Here is a 19616-nt window from a genome sequence, read left to right on the forward strand (position 1 = left end):
GTCAGTCACCCGTTGTGTAGTTCCACTGCTCGTCGATACCGATGTCGTGCAGGAGGCGCTGGGCCAGCCCGGTGCGGGCCTCGACGTCCGGGTCGTCCCGGTCGAAGAGAAGGCCGGCGATGTCTCCGCTGTGCGCTGCCTGCACACCCAGCGCGCCGGAGTCCCGGGCGATGGCCCGGATCCGGTCGAGCCCGGGTATCGGCAGATGACGCTGGTTGATGTCCGTGCTCGCCGTGGCGACCGAGGCCAGCAGGGCGACGTCCTTCATCTGGATGGCCTCCCGGAGCATGGCCCGCAGCCGGGTGAAGAGGCCGATCTCCTCCTGGCCGTAACTGGCCGGCGTGAACGCGAGGGTGTCCACGCCCCGTCCGCCGCCCTCCGGCCGGGAGCCGAAGCCCAGCACCCTGAGCGAGGGCATCGGATAACCGAAGTCCTCGATCACCGTGCCCTCGCGCTGCGCGAACAGCACGGTGGACTCCTCGAACATCAGGGAGTCGGAGGCGGTCTCCGCGCGCACCGCGAGCCGGGCCACCTCCTGCGGCGGCAGCGGACTGGCGAACGCGTCCTTCACGGCCCAGATCGCGGCCAGCACGTCACTGGTCGACGAGCCGAAACCCCGGCACAGCGGTACGTCCCCGGACAGTTCGAGATGACCGCCCACCGGCCCGGCGTCCGGCGGGGTCACGGCCCGGACGGCGAGCTCGGCCGCGCGTCTCGCCTTGCCCTTCCAGGCGGGTGAGACGGTGACGTGCGGACCGGGGGCGGGAGTGAAGGCGGCTCGGGTCGTGTGGATGGTGCAGGGAAGCGTGACGAGGCCCCGGGTGAGCTCTCCGTCACGGGTGAAGACACCTTGCAGAATCTCGCCGTGATGGACGGGGGCCGAAGCAACCCCGACACGCCAGTCGGAATGATCCACCATGTCCTTGACCTTCTGTTGCCGGTGAAGCCGTGACCTGCGGACCACTTCACGCTATGCAGGCCGGAACCCGCCGCCCGGCGGCAAGAGCGGCAGCCTGCGGGCAATTGGGCAGGCGGGTGCACGCGAGAGCGCCCGGGCCCACCCTCGACGGGTGGACCCGGGCGCCCTGCTGAGCGGCTGCCGGAAGGCTTCAGCGGCGCACCGCCCGCAACTGCTCGGCGAGCACCTTGCCGATCTCCCGCAGCGGCTCGGCGCCGGTCATGTCCCAGTGCTCACAGTCGACGTCGTACTCCTCGACCTGGCCGAGAACGTACGGCGCCCAGGACGCGGCGCCGCTCCGCGCGGCCGGTGTGCGGGTCGCGTCGAAGAACACCGCGTTCCCGCCGAACCGCCGCTCGGGCACGTACCGGTAGCGCATCTCCAGGTTCCCCGCGGTGGCCTCGACGACCGCGGCGGCCTGCGCCGGCTCCAGGGCGCCGAGGACCGGGTCCTCGGCGCGCAGCACCTCCGCCAGCTCACCGGCGTCCGGCGCACCGTCCGCGCACCGTACGTCGAGGGCGGCGCCGCGGGTGCCGAGCAGCGCGGTGAGCACCTCGCGCCCGGTGACGGCGGGCGCCTCGAATCCGTCGGGGAGCGGATAGGCGTCGAGCAGCCCGAGCAGGGCCACCTCCTCGCCCAGCTCCTCCAGACGCGCGGCGATCGCGTGGGCGACCAGACCGCCGAACGACCAGCCCAGCAGGTGGTACGGGCCGTGCGGCTGGACGGCGCGGATCTCGGCCGCATAGGTGTCGGCCATCTCCGCCATGCCGGCGGGCCGGCCAGCCGGGTCCGTCAACTCCCGTGCCTGGAGGCCGATCAGCGGCCGCCGGTCGCCGATGTGCCGCAGCAGTCCGGCGTAGCACCAGCTCATTCCGGAGATGGGGTGCACGCAGAACAGCGGGGCCTCGTCGCCCTCGCCGCCGGAGCGGATCGGCAGCAGGGTCTCCAGCGGGTTGCCGCCCGAGCCGGCGGCGATGTGTTCGCCGAGCAGCGCGGGGGTCGGGTACTGGAACAGGTCCCGGATGGTGACCGGGGTGTCCCAGACGGCACGGATGCGGCCGATCAGCCGGGTGGCGAGCAGGGAGTGGCCGCCCAGCTGGAAGAAGTGGTCGTCGATGGTGACCGCCGGGACGCCGAGCGTGGCGGCGAACAGGCCGCACAGGACCTCCTCGGCGGGGGTGCGCGGCGCCCGTCCACCGGTCCGGTCGGCCTGCGGCGGCTCGGGCAGTGCGCGGCGGTCGAGCTTGCCGTTCACGGTCAGCGGCAGCGCGTCCAGCGGGACGAGGGAGGCCGGCACCATGTACTCGGGCAGCGCCGCCGCCGCGTGCCGCCGCAGCTCCGGGAGGTCCGGTGTCACACCGTCCGCGGCGACCACGTACGCCACCAGCCGCTTGTCGCCCGGCCGGTCCTCACGGATCAGCACCGCGGCCTGGGCGAGGGAGTCGTGCCGCAGCAGGGCCGACTCGATCTCACCGGGCTCTATGCGAAAACCCCGGAGCTTGATCTGCTGGTCGGCGCGGCCGAAGTACTCCAGCGCGCCGTCCTGGCTCCAGCGGGCCAGGTCCCCGGTCCGGTACATCCGGGAGCCGGGCGCGCCGTGCGGGTTGGCGACGAACCGGTCCGCGCTGAGCCCCGGCTGCCCGATGTAGCCGTGGGCGAGCCCGTGTCCGGCGACGTACAGCTCACCGGGGACACCGGGCGGCAGCAGCCGCAGCCGCTCGTCGAGGACGTACGCCTGCTTGCCGGTGACCGGCCGTCCGATGGGGATGGCGGGGGCGGGCGCGGTGATGGCGTGGGTGGTGGTGAACCCCATGCTCTCCGCGGGGCCGTAGCCGTTGATGAGGTGCAGATGGGGGTGGTCGGCCAGCGCCTTCGCGGTGTGCGCGGGCGAGGCCGCCTCCCCGGCCGTCATGGCCTCCCGGATCCGGGAGAACACCACGGGGTGCTCGTCGAGCATGTGGTTGAACAGGCTCGCCGACATCTGCAGGGTGGTGATCCCGTGCCGCTCCACCAGCTCCGCGATCTGGTGCGGGTCGGTGTGCTGGCCCGGCTGCAGGACACAGACCCCGCCGTGCAGCAACGGCCCGAAAACCTCCAGGGCGAAGGCGTCCCAGGACACGGGCGAGCTCTGCAGATACGTCTGCTCGGGACCGAAGTGCAGATAGTCCGGGCCGATGAAGGTGGCCGCCAGCGCCCGGTGCGAGGCCGCGACGCCCTTGGGCACGCCGGTCGAACCGGAGGTGAACATCACGCACGCCGTCGCCTCCGGGTGCCCGCCCGTCTCCACGGGTGTGCCCGGCAGCGCGCTGACCGCGGGGGTGTCGACGGTCAGGTCGACCAGCGGGGCCGGCGTCGTCAGGGCCGCGAGGTGGCTCTGGGTGACGAGCACCGAGGGGCCGGTCTGCGCGAGCACGGTGTTCAGCCGGTCGGCGGGGAACTGCGGGTCGAGGAGCGTGTATCCGGCGCCGGCCTTGAGCGCCGCGAGCAGCGCCGCGATCAGATGCGGCGAGCGCTCCAGGTGGATGGCCACGATGCTGCCCGGTGTGACACCGCGCGCGGTCAGATGGCGGGCCAGGCGGTTGGACCAGATGTCCAGCTCCGCGTACGTCACCCGCTGGTCCTCGTGGACCAGCGCCACCGAGTCCGGGGTCCGCGCCGCCTGCCCGCTGAACAGCCCGTCCAGGCCGAGCCCGGGCGCGGGCGCCGCGGGACCGCTCCACTCCCGTATCCGCATGAGCTCGTCGTCGGACAGCAACTCGATCTCACTGACGGGGAGTTCGGGCCGGTTGACGGCGGTGGTGAGAAGGCGGACGAGGCGGTTCGCGGTGGCTTCGATGGTGCGGGTGTCATACAGGTCGGTGGCGTACTCGATGGTGATGTCGAGGCCACCGGGCTCCCCGTCCGCCGTCCGGTGCTCCGCGAACGCGAAGGTCAGGTCGAACTTGGCTATGGAGACCGGCGGGAAGGCGAACTCGCCCTCCAGGCCCGGGAGTCCAGGGGCCTCGGCCGTCGTGTCGCCGACGGTGAGCATGACCTGGAAGAGGGGGTGCCGGGCGGTGGTGCGTTCGGGGTTGAGGGCTTCGACGAGTCGGTCGAAGGGGAGGTCTTGGTGGGCCCAGGCGGTGAGGTCGGTTTCCCGGACGCGGGTGAGGAGGTCGCGGAAGGTGGGGTTGCCGGTCAGGTCGGTGCGCAGGGCGAGGGTGTTGACGAAGAAGCCGATGAGGTCGTCGAGTTTTTGGTCGGTGCGGCCGGCGACCGGGGAGCCGAGGGGGATGTCCGTTCCGGCGCCGGAGCGGGTGAGGAGGGTGGAGACGGCGGCTTGGGCGACCATGAAGAAGGTGGTGCCGGTGTCCTGGGCGAGTGAGGTCAGGGAGCTGTGCAGTGCGGGTGGGCAGTGGACGGTGTGGGTGGTGCCGCGGTTGGAGGCGGTGGCGGGGCGGGCGTGGTCGGTGGGGAGGGTGGCTTCCTCGGGGAGGTCGGCCAGGGTCTCGCGCCAGTAGTCGAGTTGGCGGTCCTCGTCCTCCTGGAGCAGCCTCTGCTGCCACAGGGCGTAGTCGGCGTACTGGACGGGCAGCGGCTCCCACTGGGGGGCCTCGCCCTGGGTGCGGGCCTGGTAGGCGGCGGACAGGTCGCGGAAGAGGGGTCCGTTGGACCAGCCGTCGGACGCGATGTGGTGGACGACCACCAGCAGGACGTGCTCCTCGTCCCCGAGCCGCAACAGGCTTGTCCGGAAGGGGAGTTCACCCGCGAGGTCGAAGGGGTGACCGGCCTCGGCCGCCAGCAGGTCCGTGAGGGTTTCCTCGGTCGCGGCGGTGACGGGCAGGGCGACGGTGGCCGCCGGCAGCACCGACTGGTAGGGCTTGCCGTCGTGGGTCGGGTAGACCGTGCGCAGGGTCTCGTGGCGGGTCGCCAGGTCGGTCAGTGCGAGCTGGAGGGCATCGGCGTCGAGGGCGCCCCTGAGCCGCAGGGCGAGCGGGATGTTGTACGTCGGGGACGGGCCGTCCAGCTGGTCGAGGAACCACAGCCGCTGCTGTGCCGACGACAGCGGAACCCGCTCCGGACGCTCCTCACGCGCCAGTGCCGGACGCTGCTCCCCGGTGGTCTCGGCCGTGAGCCGCTCCGCGAGCTGGGCGACGGTCGCGTACTGGAACAGGTCCCGGATGGTGATCCCGGTGTCCCAGACCGCGCGGATCCGGCTGATCAGCCGGGTGGCGAGCAGGGAGTGCCCGCCGCGGTGGAAGAAGTGGTCGTCGATGGTGACCGACGGCAGTCCGAGCACGGCGGCGAACAGACCGCACAGCACCTCCTCGGCGGGGGTGCGGGGCGCGCGGCCGCCGCTGTCGCCGGTCTGCTGCGGTGCGGGCAGGGCCCGGCGGTCGATCTTGCCGTTGGCGGTGAGCGGAATCGCGTCCAGCACCACGAAGGCCGACGGGACCATGTACTCGGGCAGCGCCGCGGAGACCTCGCGCTGAACGGCCTTGGTGTCGAGCCGCTCTCCGTCGGCGGCGACGAGATAGGCGACGAGCCGCTTGTCGCCGGGCCGGTCCTCGCGGACGACGACGGTCGCCTGGGCCACCGTGTCATGAGCCGCCAACGCGGTCTCGATCTCGCCGAGTTCGATCCGGAACCCGCGGAGCTTGACCTGCTGGTCGGCGCGGCCCAGGTACTCCAGTGAGCCCTCGTGGTTCCAGCGGGCCAGGTCGCCGGTGCGGTACATCCGCGTACCGGGTGCGCCGTACGGGTCGGCGACGAACCGCTCGGCCGTCAGCGTGGGCCGGTTGAGGTAGCCCTGGGCGAGACCGGCGCCCGCGATGTAGAGCTCGCCGGGGGTGCCGGGCGGCACGAGCCGGAGACCCGTGTCGAGGACGTAGAGGCGGTGGTTGTCGAGGGGTTCGCCGATCGGCACGGTGCCCGGGTAGTCGAGCGGGCGGTGGATGCGGTGGGTGGCGGCGAAGGTGGTCGTCTCGGTGGGTCCGTAACCGTTGACGACGGTCGTGTCCGGGCAGTGCTCGTGGATACGGCGGACCGCCTCGGGGGGTACGACGTCACCGCCGGCCCAGACCTCCCGGACCCCCGCGAAGGCGCCCGGCGCCTCCTCGGCCATCACCCGGAAGAGTCCCGCCGTCAGCCACAGACTGGTGATGGAGTGCTCGGCCAGCAGCCGCTCGTAGGCGGTCGGGTCGAGCTGGCCCGGAGGCGCGACGACGACCGTCCCGCCGTTCAGCCACGGCACCCAGATCTCGTACGTCGACGCGTCGAACGCGGCCGGGGAGTGGAACAGGACCCGAGCGTGGTTGCCGCCCGCGTACCGGGACTGCGCGGCCAGGTCGGCGACGTTGCGGTGGGTGACCGCGACGCCCTTCGGGACGCCGGTCGAGCCCGAGGTGAACATCGCGTACAGCGCCTGGTCGGGGTGGATCACCAGGTCCGGCGCGGTGGCGGGCAGGTGGTCGAGCCCGGTGCTGCCGTCGAGGACGACGACCCGGGCGGAGGTCTCCGCGACCACCGGATGGTCGGCCAGCGCGGTGTCGGCCAGCAGGACCGGCGCCCCCGTGTCGGCCAGGATCCGCACGAGCCGGGAGTCGGGGTCGGTCGGGTTCAGCGGCGCGTACACGGCGCCGGCCTTGGCCACCGTGAGCAGCGCGGTGAGCAGACCGGCGGAGCGCTCCATCAGGACGGCGACCACGTCGTGCTGCTGTACACCGAGGTCGATCAGGTGGTGGGCGGCACGGTTGGTGGCCGCGTCGAGCTCGGCGTACGTCAGTTCCTGGAACTCGTCGACGAGGGCGACCGCGTCCGGGGTCCGGGCGGCCTGCGCCGCGAACAGCTCGGCGAGGCTCGCCTCGGGCGCCCCGGTGACCGCGCCGCTCCACTCGTCCAGGAGCAGCCGGCGCTCGTGCTCACCCAGCAGGTCCAGCACGGAGAGCGGGGTGTCGGGCGAGGTGAGCACCGCCTCCAGGAGCCGCCGCAGCCGGGCCATCAGCGCGTCCACCGTACGGGCGTCGTACAGATCGGTGGCGTACTCGATGGTGATGTCCAGGCCGTCCGGCCGTCCGTCACGGGTGCGGTGCTCGGCGAAGCCGAAGGTCAGGTCGAACTTGGCGATCTGCAGCGCGCTGTACTCGGTACGGGCGTCGAGCCCCGGGAAGCCGACCGCGTCCGAACCGGCCTCGCCCATGGTGAGCATCACCTGGAACAGCGGATGCCGCGAGGCCGAGCGCTCCGGGTTGAGCACCTCCACCAGCCGGTCGAAGGGCAGGTCCTGATTGCCCCACGCCGCCAGGTCCGTCCCGCGCACCCGGTTCAGCAGCTCCCGGAAGCTCGGGTCGCCCGTCAGGTCCGTACGCAGCACCAGGGTGTTGACGAAGAAGCCGACCAGGCCGTCGAGGGCCTCGTCGATCCGCCCGGAGACCGGTGAGCCGACCGGGATGTCGGGGCCCGCACCGGAGCGGGACAGCACGGTCGCGACCGCGGCCTGCACCGCCATGAACAGGGTCGCGCCCGCCTCCCGGGCGAGGTGGGTGAGACCGGCGTGGACGTCCGCCGGCAGATGCGTGTCACAGGTGGCGCCCTGGTACGAGGCGCTCGCCGGCCGCGGCCGGTCGGTGGGCAGCGTGGCCTCCTCCGGGAGGTCCGTCAACGCCTCGCGCCAGAAGTCGAGTTGGCGGGACGCGGTGCTCGTCGGGTCGTCGGCCTCGCCGAGCAGCTCCTGCTGCCACAGCGTGTAGTCGGCGTACTGCACCGGCAGCGGCTCCCACTCGGGGGCCCGGCCCTGGACCCGGGCGCCGTAGGCGGTGGCCAGGTCCTGGAGCAGCGGGGCGGTCGAGCCGCCGTCCGAGACGATGTGGTGCATCACCACCAGCAGGACGTGCTCCCGCTCGGCGAGCGCGATCAGCCGCGCCCGGACCGGCAGGTCCACCGCCAGGTGGAAGACCTGCGCGGACTCCTCGGCGAGGACCGCCTCCAGCGTCCCGGCCGTGGCGGGTACGACCGGCAGCGCGATCTCCACCTCGTCCTCGTCGAGGATGTGCTGGCAGGGGGTGCCGTCCTGGTCGGGGAAGAGCGTCCGCAGACTCTCGTGCCGGCCGACGACGTCCGCGAGCGCGGCGTGCAGGGCGGCCCGGTCGAGTTCACCGGTGAGACGGACGGCCAGCGGGATGTTGTAGGTGGTCGAGGGCCCTTCCATCTGGGCGATGAACCACAGCCGCTGCTGGGCGTAGGACAAGGGGATCACTTGGTCGCTCCCATCCGGCGCATCGGCCGCAGTTTGGGCCTTGCGGCCTCGGCGCCGTCGAGCTTCTCGACGAGCGTTGCCACGATCGGGTTTTCGAAGAGGGCCGACACGGACAGCTCGGCCCCGAGCACGGTGCGGATCCGGCCGACGAGCCGGGTGGCGAGCAGGGAGTGCCCGCCGAGGTGGAAGAAGTGGTCGTCGATGGTGACCGACGGCAGTCCGAGGATCTCCGCGAAGAGCCCGCAGAGGACTTCTTCCTTGGGGGTACGGGGTGCGCGGCCGGTGGTGTCCTGGGCGGCCGTCGGTGCGGGCAGGGCGCGGCGGTCCACCTTGCCGTTCACGGTCAGCGGGATCGCGTCCAGCACCATGAAGGCGGACGGGACCATGTACTCGGGCAGCAGCCCCGTCATCCGCCGCCGCACGTCCTCCACGACGACCCGGCCGCCGTCCTGCGCCGTCAGATACGCCACGAGCCGCTTGTCACCGGGCCGGTCCTCACGCACGATCACGGTCGCCTGGCCCACCGCCGCGTCCCCGGCCAACACGGTCTCGATCTCGCCCGGTTCGATACGGAACCCGCGCAGCTTGACCTGCTCGTCCGCCCGGCCCAGGTACTCCAGAGAACCTTCGTGGTTCCAGCGGACGAGGTCGCCGGTGCGGTACATGCGGGTGCCGGGTGTGCCGTACGGGTCGGCGACGAAGCGGTCGGCGGTCATGCCGGGGCGGTCCAGGTAGCCCTGGGCGAGGCCCGTACCCGCGATGTAGAGCTCGCCGGGAATCCCGGGAGCGACCAGGCCGAGGTGGTTGTCGAGGACGTAGAGGCGGTGGTTGTCGAGGGGTTCGCCGATCGGGATGGTGCCGGGGTAGTCGTAGGGGCGGCGGATGTGGTGGGTGGCGGCGAAGGTGGTGGTCTCCGTGGGCCCGTAGCCGTTGACGACGGTGGTGTCCGGGCAGTGGTCCATGACCCGTCGTACGGCCTCGGGGGGTACGACGTCTCCGCCGGCCCAGACCTCCCGTACGCCGGTGAAGGCGGCCGGTGCTTCCTCGGCGATGAGGCGGAAGAGACCCGCCGTGAGCCACAGGCTGGTGATCCGGTGCTCGGCGAGCAGGTGCTCGTAGGCCGCCGTGTCGAGGTGGCCGGCGGGGGCGACGACCAGCGTCCCGCCGTTGAGCCAGGGGACCCACATCTCGTAGGTGGAGGCGTCGAAGGCCATCGGGGAGTGGAAGAGGACGCGGGTGTGGTGGTCGCCCGCGTACATGGTCTGGGATGCGAGATCGGCCACGTTGCGGTGGGTGACCGCGACGCCCTTCGGGACGCCGGTCGAGCCCGAGGTGAACATGGCGTACACGGCCTGGTCCGGGTGGACCGGGACCCGCGGATCGCTCGACTCGCCGTCGGCCGGGACGGAGGTCGTGAGTGCCCTTGCTCCGGGCGGGAGTTGGAGGTCGTCGGGTGCCCGGTCGGTGAGGATGACCTCGACGGCGGACTGTTCGACGATGAGCTGAACGCGCTCCATCGGGTAGCGGGTGTCGAGCGGGACGTAGACGGCGCCCGCCTTGACCACGGCCAGCGTGGCGATGACCGCGTTCAGAGAACGCTCCTGGAAGAGGGCCACCCGGCTGCCGGGTGCCACGCCCTCGGCGATCAGGCGGTGGGCGAGGCGGTTGGCGTGCTCGTCCAGTTCCCCGTACGTCAGTTCCTGGGTGCCGTGGACGACGGCCACCGCGTCCGGGGTGCGGGCCACCTGCGCGGCGAAGAGCTCGCCGAGCCCGGCCGCGGACGAGCCGGTGACGGCACCGCTCCACTCGTCGAGGAGCAGACCCCGATCACCGTCGGACAGCAAATCGATCTCTGCAATGGGCAGTTCGGGCCGGGTGACCGCGGTGGTGAGGAGGCGGACGAGACGGTCGGCGGTGGCTTGGATGGTGCGGGGGTCGTAGAGGTCGGTGGCGTACTCGATGGTGATGTCGAGGCCACCGGGCTCCCCGTCCGCCGTCCGGTGCTCCGCGAAGCCGAAGGTGAGGTCGAACTTGGCGACCTCCACCTTCGAGAACTCGTACGCCACTTCCAGGCCCGGGAGTCCAGGGGCCTCGGCCGTCGTGTCGCCGACGGTGAGCATGACCTGGAAGAGGGGGTGTCGGGCGGTGGTGCGTTCGGGGTTGAGGGCTTCGACGAGTCGGTCGAAGGGGAGGTCTTGGTGGGCCCAGGCGGTGAGGTCGGTTTCCCGGACGCGGGTGAGGAGTTCGCGGAAGGTGGGGTTGCCGGTCAGGTCGGTGCGCAGGACGAGGGTGTTGACGAAGAAGCCGATGAGGTCGTCGAGTTTTTGGTCGGTGCGGCCGGCGACCGGAGAGCCGAGGGGGATGTCCGTTCCGGCGCCGGAGCGGGTGAGGAGGGTGGAGACGGCGGCTTGGGCGACCATGAAGAAGGTGGTGCCGGTGTCCTGGGCGAGTGAGGTCAGGGAGCTGTGCAGTGCGGGTGGGCAGTGGACGGTGTGGGTGGTGCCGCGGTTGGAGGCGGTGGCGGGGCGGGCGTGGTCGGTGGGGAGGGTCGCTTCCTCGGGGAGGTCGGCCAGGGTCTCGCGCCAGTAGTCGAGTTGGCGGTCCTCGTCCCCTTGGAGCAGCCTCTGCTGCCACAGGGCGTAGTCCGCGTACTGCACCGCCAACGGCTCCCACTCGGGGGGCCCGCCCTGGACACGGGCCTGGTAGGCGGCGGACAGGTCGCGGAAGAGGGGTCCGTTGGACCAGCCGTCCGAGGCGATGTGGTGGACGACCACCAGCAGGACGTGCTCCTGCTCGCCCAGGGCCAGCAGGTGGGAACGGAGGGGCGGCTGGGTGGAGAGGTCGAAGGTGGCGGAGGAGAGGCCGGCCAGGGTGGCGGCGAGCGTCTCCTCGGTCGCGGGGGTGACGGGCAGGGCGACGGTCGCTGCCGGCAGGACCGACTGGTAGGCCTTGCCGTCGTGGGTCGGGAAGACGGTGCGCAGGCTCTCGTGGCGGCTGACCAGGTCGGTGAGGGCGAACTGGAGGGCATCGGTGTCGAGGGCGCCCTTCAGCCGCAGGGCGAGCGGGATGTTGTACGTCGCCGAGGGGCCCTCCATCTGGTCGAGGAACCACAGCCGCTGCTGGGCCGACGACAGCGGAACCCGCTCCGGACGCTCCTCAGGAGTCAGTGCGGGGCGGACCGGCTCTCCGCCGCCCGCGGTGACGCGCTCCGAGAGGGCGGCCACCGTCGGGTGCTGGAAGAGGTCCTTGACCCCGAGCTGGACCCCGAAGGCCTCCCGGATCCGGCTGATCAGCCGGGTACCCAGCAGCGAGTGCCCGCCCCGGTGGAAGAAGTGGTCGTCGATGGTGGCCGACGGGAGCCCGAGGACCGCCGCGAACAGGCCGCACAGGACCTCTTCCTGAGGGGTGCGCGGGGCGCGGCCGGTGACATCGTGGGTGACCTGCGGGGTGGGCAGCGCGCGCCGGTCGATCTTGCCGTTGGCGGTCAGCGGGATCGCGTCGAGGAGCATGAAGGCCGACGGGACCATGTACTCGGGGAGTGCCGAAGTGACGTGCCGGCGCAGGTCGTTCAGGTCGACGCCGCCCTCGGCGGTCACGAGGTAGGCGACGAGCCGCTTGTCGCCGGGCCGGTCCTCGCGGACGATGACGGTCGCCTGGGCGACGGACTCGTGGGCCGTCAACACCGTCTCGATCTCGCCGAGTTCGATCCGGAAGCCGCGCAGCTTGACCTGCTGGTCGGCGCGGCCCAGGTACTCCAGCGAGCCCTCGTGGTTCCACCGCACCAGGTCCCCGGTGCGGTACATCCGGGCGCCCGGCTCGACGCCGTACGGGTCGGCGACGAACCGCTCGGCGGTGAGCGACGGGCGGCCCACATAGCCGCGCGCCAGACCGGCCCCGGCGATGTACAGCTCGCCGGGCGCACCGGCCGGGACGAGCCGGAGCGCGGAGTCGAGCACGTAGAGGCGGTGGTTGTCGAGGGCCTCGCCGATCGGGACCGTGCCGGGGTGGTCGATGGGGCGGCGGATGCGGTGGGTGGTGGCGAAGGTGGTGGTCTCGGTCGGCCCGTAGCCGTTGACGACGGTCGTGTCCGGGCAGTGCTCGTGGATACGACGGACCGCCTCGGGCGGTACGACGTCACCGCCGGCCCACACCTCACGGAGCCCCGCGAAGGCCTCCGGCGCCTCCTCGGCCATCACCCGGAAGAGTCCCGCCGTCAGCCACAGACTCGTGACCGAGTACCGGGCGATCAGCTCGCTCAGCGTGCCGGTCTCCAGGTGGCCCCGGGGTGCCACGACGACCGTGCCACCGGTCAGCCACGGCACCCAGATCTCGTAGGTGGAGGCGTCGAAGGTGTGCGGGGAGTGGAAGAGGACCCGCTGGTGGTTGCCGCCCGCGTACATCCGCTGGCGGGCCAGGTCGGCCACGTTGCGGTGGGTGACGGCGACGCCCTTCGGGACGCCGGTCGAGCCCGAGGTGAACATGACGTACAGCCACTGGTCGGGGTGGGTGCGGGCGGTGGACGGCGTCGCGGGGCGGCCGTCGAGCTCCTTGCGGTCGACGACGAGGCCTCGTGCGTGCGCCGTGGTGACCAGCGGGTGTTCGGCCAGCGCCCGGTCGGCGATCAGGACCGGGGCGTCGAGCTCGGCGAGGATCTGGGCGTGGCGGGTGTCCGGGTCGGCCGGGTTGAGGGGCGCGTAGGCGCCGCCCGCCTTCACGACCGCGAGCATGGCCACCAGGAGGTCGGCCGAGCGCTCCATCATCAGGGCGACGACCGACTCGGGGCCGACCCCGAGGCCGCCCAGCCGCGCCGCGAACCGGTCGGCCTCGGCGTCGATCTCGGCGTAGGTGAGGGAGCGCTCCTCGGACGCCACCGCGACCGCGTCCGGCGTACGGGCCACCTGTGCGGCGAACAGCTCCGCGAGGCCCGCGTCCGGCAAGCCGCCCTCGGTGACCGGACCCGCGCCCAGCGCCAGCAGCCGCTCCCGCTCCTCCGGACCGGTGAACTCCAGCTGGCCGACGGGCAGTTCCGGAGCGGCGGCGGCCGCTTCCAGCAGTCGTACGAGACGATCCGCGAGCCCCTCGACGGTCCGGGCGTCGTACAGGTCGGTGGCGTACTCGACGCCGATGTCCAGGCCGCCCGGCCCGCCGTCCGCCGTGCGGTGCTCGTGGAAGGAGAAGGTCAGGTCGAACTTGGCGATCTCCAGCGGGGTGAAGCCCGACTCGGTCTCGACGCCCGGGAGTTCGAGGGCCGGGGTGACCGCCTCCTGAAGGGTGAGGGCCACCTGGAACAGGGGGTGGCGGGAGGCTGAGCGGGCCGGGTTGAGCAGTTCCACCAGCCGGTCGAAGGGCAGGTCCTGGTGGGACCAGGCGGCCAGATCGGTGTCCCGGACCCGGCCGAGCAGCTCCCGGAAGTCCGGGTCGCCGTCCAGGTCCGTACGGAGCACCAGGGTGTTGACGAAGAAGCCGACCAGCCCGTCGAGCGCCTCGTCCGTCCGGCCCGCTATCGGTGCGCCGATCGGGATGTCCGTGCCCGCCCCCGAGCGGGACAGGGCGGTCGCCACCGCGGCCTGCGCCACCATGAACATCGTGGTGCCGGTCTCCCGGGCCAGCCGGGTCAGTGCTCCGTGCAGCTCGGGCGGGCAGTGGACGCTGTGGGTACGGCCCCGGTAGGTGGCGGCGGACGGGCGCGGCCGGTCGGCCGGCAGGGTGGCCTCGTCCGGCAGGCCGGAGAGCGTGTGGCGCCAGAAGTCCGCCTGGCGTTCACCGTCCGCCGCGAGCAGCTCCTGCTGCCAGAGGGCGTAGTCGGCGTACTGCACCGGCAGCGGTTCCCATGCCGGGGGCCGTCCCTCGGAGCGGGCGGTGCAGGCGACGGCGAGATCCCGCAGGAAGGGGGTGGTGGACCAGCCGTCGGAGGCGATGTGGTGGATGACCACCAGCAGCACCCGGTCCTGCTCGCCGAGTGTGAACAGGGCGGCACGGAGCGGGAGTTCGGCCGCGAGGTCGAAGGTCCGGGCGGCCTCGGCGCCGAGCAGAGCGTCTAGCTCGCTCTCCTCGGTCGGCGTCACCGGCAGCTCGACGCGCACCCCGTTGGCGGGGAGCACCCGCTGATGGGCGTCGCCGTCGTCCGTCACGAACACCGTCCGCAGACTCTCGTGGCGCGCCACCACGTCGGTCAGCGCGAGACGCAGCGCCTCCGGGTTCAGCTCGCCCTTCAGCCGCAGCGCGAGCGGGATGTTGTACGTGGAGGACGGGCCCTCCAACTGGTCGAGGAACCACAGCCGTTGCTGCGCCGACGACAGCGGAACCCGCTCCGGACGGGCCATCTCGCGCAGGGCGGGCCGTCGCACGCCGTCACCACCGGCGTTCACGAACTCGGCCAGTGACGCCACCGTCGGCCCCTGGAACAGGTCCTTGACGGTGATCTGGACGCCGAACGCCTGCCGGACGCGGCTGATCAGCCGGGTGGCGAGCAGGGAGTGCCCGCCCCGGTGGAAGAAGTGGTCGTCGATCGTGACGGAGGGCAGTCCGAGGATCTCCGCGAAGAGCCCGCAGAGCACCTCCTCGACCGGAGTGCGCGGGGCACGCCCGCCGGTGTCGTGGCCGGCCTGGGGTGCGGGCAGGGCACGGCGGTCCACCTTGCCGTTCACGGTCAGCGGGATCGCGTCCAGCACGACGAAGGCGGACGGGACCATGTACTCGGGCAGCGAACCGGAGAGTTCGCGCTGCAGTCCCTTGGTGTCGAGCCGCTGTCCGTCGGCGGCGACGAGGTAGGCGACGAGCCGCTTGTCGCCCGGCCGGTCCTCGCGGACGATGACGGTCGCTTGGGCGACGGACTCGTGGGCCGCCAACGCGGTCTCGATCTCGCCGAGTTCGATGCGGAAGCCCCGGACCTTCACCTGCTGGTCGGCGCGGCCGAGGTATTCGAGGGAGCCTTCGTGGTTCCAGCGGACGAGGTCGCCGGTGCGGTACATGCGGGTGCCGGGTGTGCCGTACGGGTCGGCGACGAAGCGGTCGGCGGTCATGCCGGGGCGGTCCAGGTAGCCCTGGGCGAGGCCGGTTCCGGCGATGTAGAGCTCGCCGGGGGTGCCGGGGGCGACCAGGCCGAGGTGGTCGTCGAGGACGTACAGGCGGTGGTTGTCGAGGGGTTCGCCGATCGGGATGGTGCCGGGGTAGTCGTAGGGGCGGCGGATGTGGTGGGTGGCGGCGAAGGTGGTGGTCTCGGTGGGTCCGTAGCCGTTGACGACGGTGGTGTCCGGGCAGTGGTCCATGACCCGTCGTACGGCCTCGGGGGGTACGACGTCTCCGCCGGCCCATACCTCCCGTACGCCGGTGAAGGCGGCCGGGGCTTCCTCGGCGATGAGGCGGAAGAGTCCTGCCGTGAGCCACAGGCTGGTGATCCGGTGCTCGGCGAGCAGGTGCTCGTACGCGGCGGTGTCGAGGTGGCCGGCGGGGGCGACGACGAGGGTGCCTCCGTTGAGCCAGGGGACCCACATCTCGTAGGTGGAGGCGTCGAAGGCCATCGGGGAGTGGAAGAGAACGCGGGTGTGGTGGCCGTTGGCATACATGGTCTGGGATGCCAGGTCGGCGACATTGCGGTGGGTGACCGCGACGCCCTTCGGGACGCCGGTCGAACCCGAGGTGAACATGGCGTACACGGCCTGGTCCGGGTGGACCGGGACCTGCGGGTCGCTCGTGTCTCCCGTCACCGGGACCGACGTGGCGAGTGCCTTGGCGCCCGCGGGGAGTTCGAGGTCGTCCAGGCCGGCGTCGGTGAGGAAGAGGGTGGCGCCGGACTGTTCGACGATGAGCTGGACGCGCTCCATCGGGTAGCGGGTGTCGAGCGGGACGTAGACGGCGCCCGCCTTGACGACCGCGAGGGTGGCGATGACGGCGTCGAGGGAACGCTCCTGGAAGAGGGCCACCCGGCTGCCGGGGGCCACGCCTTCCGCGATCAGGCGGTGGGCGAGGCGGTTGGCGCGCTCGTCCAGCTCGCGGTAGGTCAGTTCCTGGGTGCCGTGGACGACGGCCACCGCGTCCGGGGTGCGGGCCACCTGCGCGGCGAAGAGCTCGCCGAGCCCGGCCGCGGACGAGCCGGTGACGGCACCGCTCCACTCGTCGAGGAGCAGTCCCCGCTCGCTGCCGGAGAGCAACTCCAGCTCGGTGACAGGGAGTTCCGGGTCGGCCGCGGCCGCGGTCAGCAGCCGGACCAGGCGCCCGGCGGCACCCTCGACCGTGCGGGCGTCGTACAGGTCGGTGGCGTACTCGATGGTGATGTCGAGGCCGCCGGGATCCCCGTCCGCCGTCCGGTGCTCGGCGAAGGAGAAGGTGAGGTCGAACTTGGCGGCGCGCAGCCAGGTGAACTCCGACTCCGTGTCCAGGCCCTCGGCGACGAGTGTCGGGGTGGCCGCGTCGGTCAGCGTCAGCATCACCTGGAAGAGGGGGTGCCGGGCGGCCGAGCGGTCCGGGTTGACGGCTTCGACGAGCCGGTCGAAGGGCAGATCCTGGTGACCCCAGGCCGCCAGGTCGGTCTCCCGCACCCGGGTCAGCAGCTCCCGGAAGCTCGGGTTGCCCGTCAGGTCCGTGCGCAGCACGAGGGTGTTGACGAAGAAGCCGACCAGGTCGTCCAGCGCCTGGTCCGTGCGGCCGGCGATCGGGGAGCCGAGCGGCACGTCGTGACCCGCGCCGGACCGGGCGAGCAGGGTGGACACCGCGGCCTGGGCCACCATGAACACCGACGCCCCCGACTCGCGCGCCAGCGTGGCGAGGGCCGCGTGGACGTCCGGCGGGCAGTGCACGGTGTGGGTGGCGCCGCGGTAGGAGGAGACCGCGGGGCGCTGCCGGTCGGCGGGGAGCGTGACCTCCTCGGGGAGGCCGGCCAACGCGTCCTTCCAGTGGGCGAGTTGGCGGGCCTCGACGCTCTCCTCGTCCGCCGGGTCGCCGAGCAGGGCGCGGTGCCAGAGGGCGTAGTCGGCGTACTGGACGGGCAGCGGCTCCCAGGCCGGGCGCTGCCCGCGCGAACGGGTCGTGTAGGCGGTGCTCAGGTCGCGCATGAGGGGCTGGTACGACCAGCCGTCGGACACGATGTGGTGCATCACCACCAGCAGGACGTGGTCCCGCTCGCCGAGCTGGAACAGCCGGGCCCGCAGGGGGAGATCGGCCGCGAGGTCGAAGGTCCGCTCGGACTCGGCGGCCAGCAGGGCGGCGAGCGTGGACTCGTCGGCAGGCGTGCGGGCCAGGTCGATCCGGACGTCGTCCGCGGGCAGCACCCGCTGATAGGTCTGTCCCTCCGCCGAACCGAAGACCGTGCGCAGGCTCTCGTGCCGGCCCAGCACGTCGGTGAACGCGAACTCCAGTGCCGTGACGTCGAGTTCACCGCTCACCCGGACGGCGAGCGGAATGTTGTACGTCGCCGACGGGCCCTCCATCTGATCGAGGAACCACAGTCGTTGCTGGGCCGACGAGAGCGGGAGCAGCTCGGGTCGCTCCTCGGCCGCCGTCAGCGCCGGGCGCCCCGAATCGCCGGCGTCCGAGGCGATGTACTCGGCGAGCAGCGCGACCGTCGGGCAGCGGAAGAACTCCCGCAGGGTCAGCTGGACGTCCAGGCTGGTACGGATCCGGCTGACCAGCCGGGTCGCGAGCAGCGAGTGGCCGCCGATCGCGAAGAAGTCGTCGTCGATCCCGACCGAGGCGATGCCCAGCGCGTGGGCGAACAGGCCCACCAGGACCTCCTCGACGGGGTTGCGCGGGGCGCGTCCGTTCGCGGTGCCGCCGAGCCTGGGGGCGGGCAGCGCGCGGCGGTCCAGCTTGCCGTTGGCGGTCAGCGGCAGGGCGCCGAGCGGCACGACCGCCGACGGGACCATGTACTCGACCAGTTCCCCGCCCACGTACCGGAGCAGCTCGGCGGCGTCGACGACGCCCTCCACCGCCGGGACGACGTACGCCACCAGGCGCTTGTCGCCCGGCCGGTCCTCGCGGACGATCACCGCGGCCTGCGCCACCGACGCGTGACGGACCAGGACCGTCTCGATCTCGCCGAGCTCGATGCGGTTGCCGCGCAGCTTGACCTGCTGGTCGGCGCGGCCCAGGAAGACGATCTCGCCGTGCTCGTTCCAGGCGGCGAGGTCGCCGGTGCGGTACATGCGGGTGCCCGCGGGGCCGTACGGGTCGGCGGTGAAGCGCTCGGCGGACAGGCCGGGGAGCCGGGCGTATCCCTGCGCCAAGTGGGGCCCCGCCACATAGAGTTCGCCGGGCTCGCCCGGGGCGGTGTGGCGCAGCTCGGCGTCGAGGACGTACATGGCGGTGTTCACCATCGGGATGCCGAGGTGCAGCCGGTCCAGGGTGCGGACGTCCGGCGGGAAGGCCTGGTAGCTGCAGAAGACGGTGGCCTCGGTGGGGCCGTACACGTGCACGACCGTGGTGTCCGGGCAGTGGTCCAGGACCCGCTGGAGGGCGGTGGCGGAGAGCACGTCACCGCCGGTCCAGATCTCCCGCAGCCGGGCCAGGCCCTCGATCGCCTCGCTGGCCATCGCGTCGAACAGCGCGGTCGTGAAGTACGCGGCGGTCGCGTTGTAGCGGGCGACGGCCTCGGCCAGCTCACCGATGTCGATCTTCGGCGCGGGCAGGACGACGGCCAGTCCGCCGCGCAGCAGCGGCACCCACAGCTCGTACGTCGAGGAGTCGAAGGGCAGCGGCGAGTAGGCGAGGACCCGCTGGTGGGCGTCGGCGCCGAAGCCGGGGTCCAGCGCCAGTTCCACGACGTTGCGGTGGGTGTTGACGACGCCCTTGGGGGTGCCGCTGGAGCCGGAGGTGAACATCACGTACAGCGCCTGGTCCGGGTGGACCGCGATCCCGGGCGCGGCCACCGGCTCGTACGCGGTGGCGGTCTCCTCGGTCAGCCGCAGGACGGACAGTTCACCGGCGAAGGCCGTCTCCTCCCCGGTCGCGCGGTCCGTGACCAGCAGGACGGCGCCGGTGTTGCCGAGGATCCAGCCGAGCCGGTCGGCGGGCTGGCGCGGGTCCAGGGGGACGTACACCCCGCCGCTCTTGAGGACGGCGAGCACGGTGATCACATAGGCGAGCGACCGGTCGAAGAGGAGCCCGACCGCCTCGCCCGGGTGCACGCCGGCCGCGATCAGCCGGTGCGCCAGGGCGTTGGCCGCCTCGTCCAGTTCCCGGTAGGTGAGCCGTCGGTCCTCGCGGACCAGGGCGACGGCGTCCGGGGTGCGGGCGGCCTGCGCGGCGAAGAGCTCGTGCAGCGCGCCCTCGGGCAGTTCCACCGTCGTGTCGTTGTACGCGGCAACGCTCTCGGGTACGCCGCCGCCGAGGGGAAGTACGGGATCGGCTTGCTGCTGGGACATCTCGACACCTTCTTGGAAGCTCGGTTCTGGTGGTCTCGCGGCGGGCCGGGAGACCGACGGAGCCACG

The 19616-nt window shown here is 72.3% G+C and carries 3 protein-coding genes; all 3 read right to left on the minus strand.

What is annotated here, in order from left to right:
- Window position 1: 1 nt before the first annotated feature.
- On the minus strand, window positions 2-919 hold the full coding sequence (locus ACFVYF_RS10590; protein ID WP_389453963.1) for a kinase: 918 nt from the start codon (window positions 917-919) through the stop codon (window positions 2-4).
- Between the two features lie 190 nt (window positions 920-1109).
- Window positions 1110-8192: an amino acid adenylation domain-containing protein gene (locus ACFVYF_RS10595; protein WP_389453966.1), complete on the minus strand. Its 7083-nt coding sequence runs from the start codon at window positions 8190-8192 to the stop codon at window positions 1110-1112.
- Entirely contained in the window at window positions 8189-19549 is an 11361-nt protein-coding gene (locus tag ACFVYF_RS10600; RefSeq protein ID WP_389453969.1) for an amino acid adenylation domain-containing protein, read from the minus strand. The genes ACFVYF_RS10595 and ACFVYF_RS10600 overlap by 4 nt, the downstream gene beginning before the upstream one ends.
- Window positions 19550-19616: the final 67 nt, after the last annotated feature.

This window comes from Streptomyces sp. NPDC058274 (genome assembly GCF_042881375.1).
Taxonomy (GTDB): domain Bacteria; phylum Actinomycetota; class Actinomycetes; order Streptomycetales; family Streptomycetaceae; genus Streptomyces.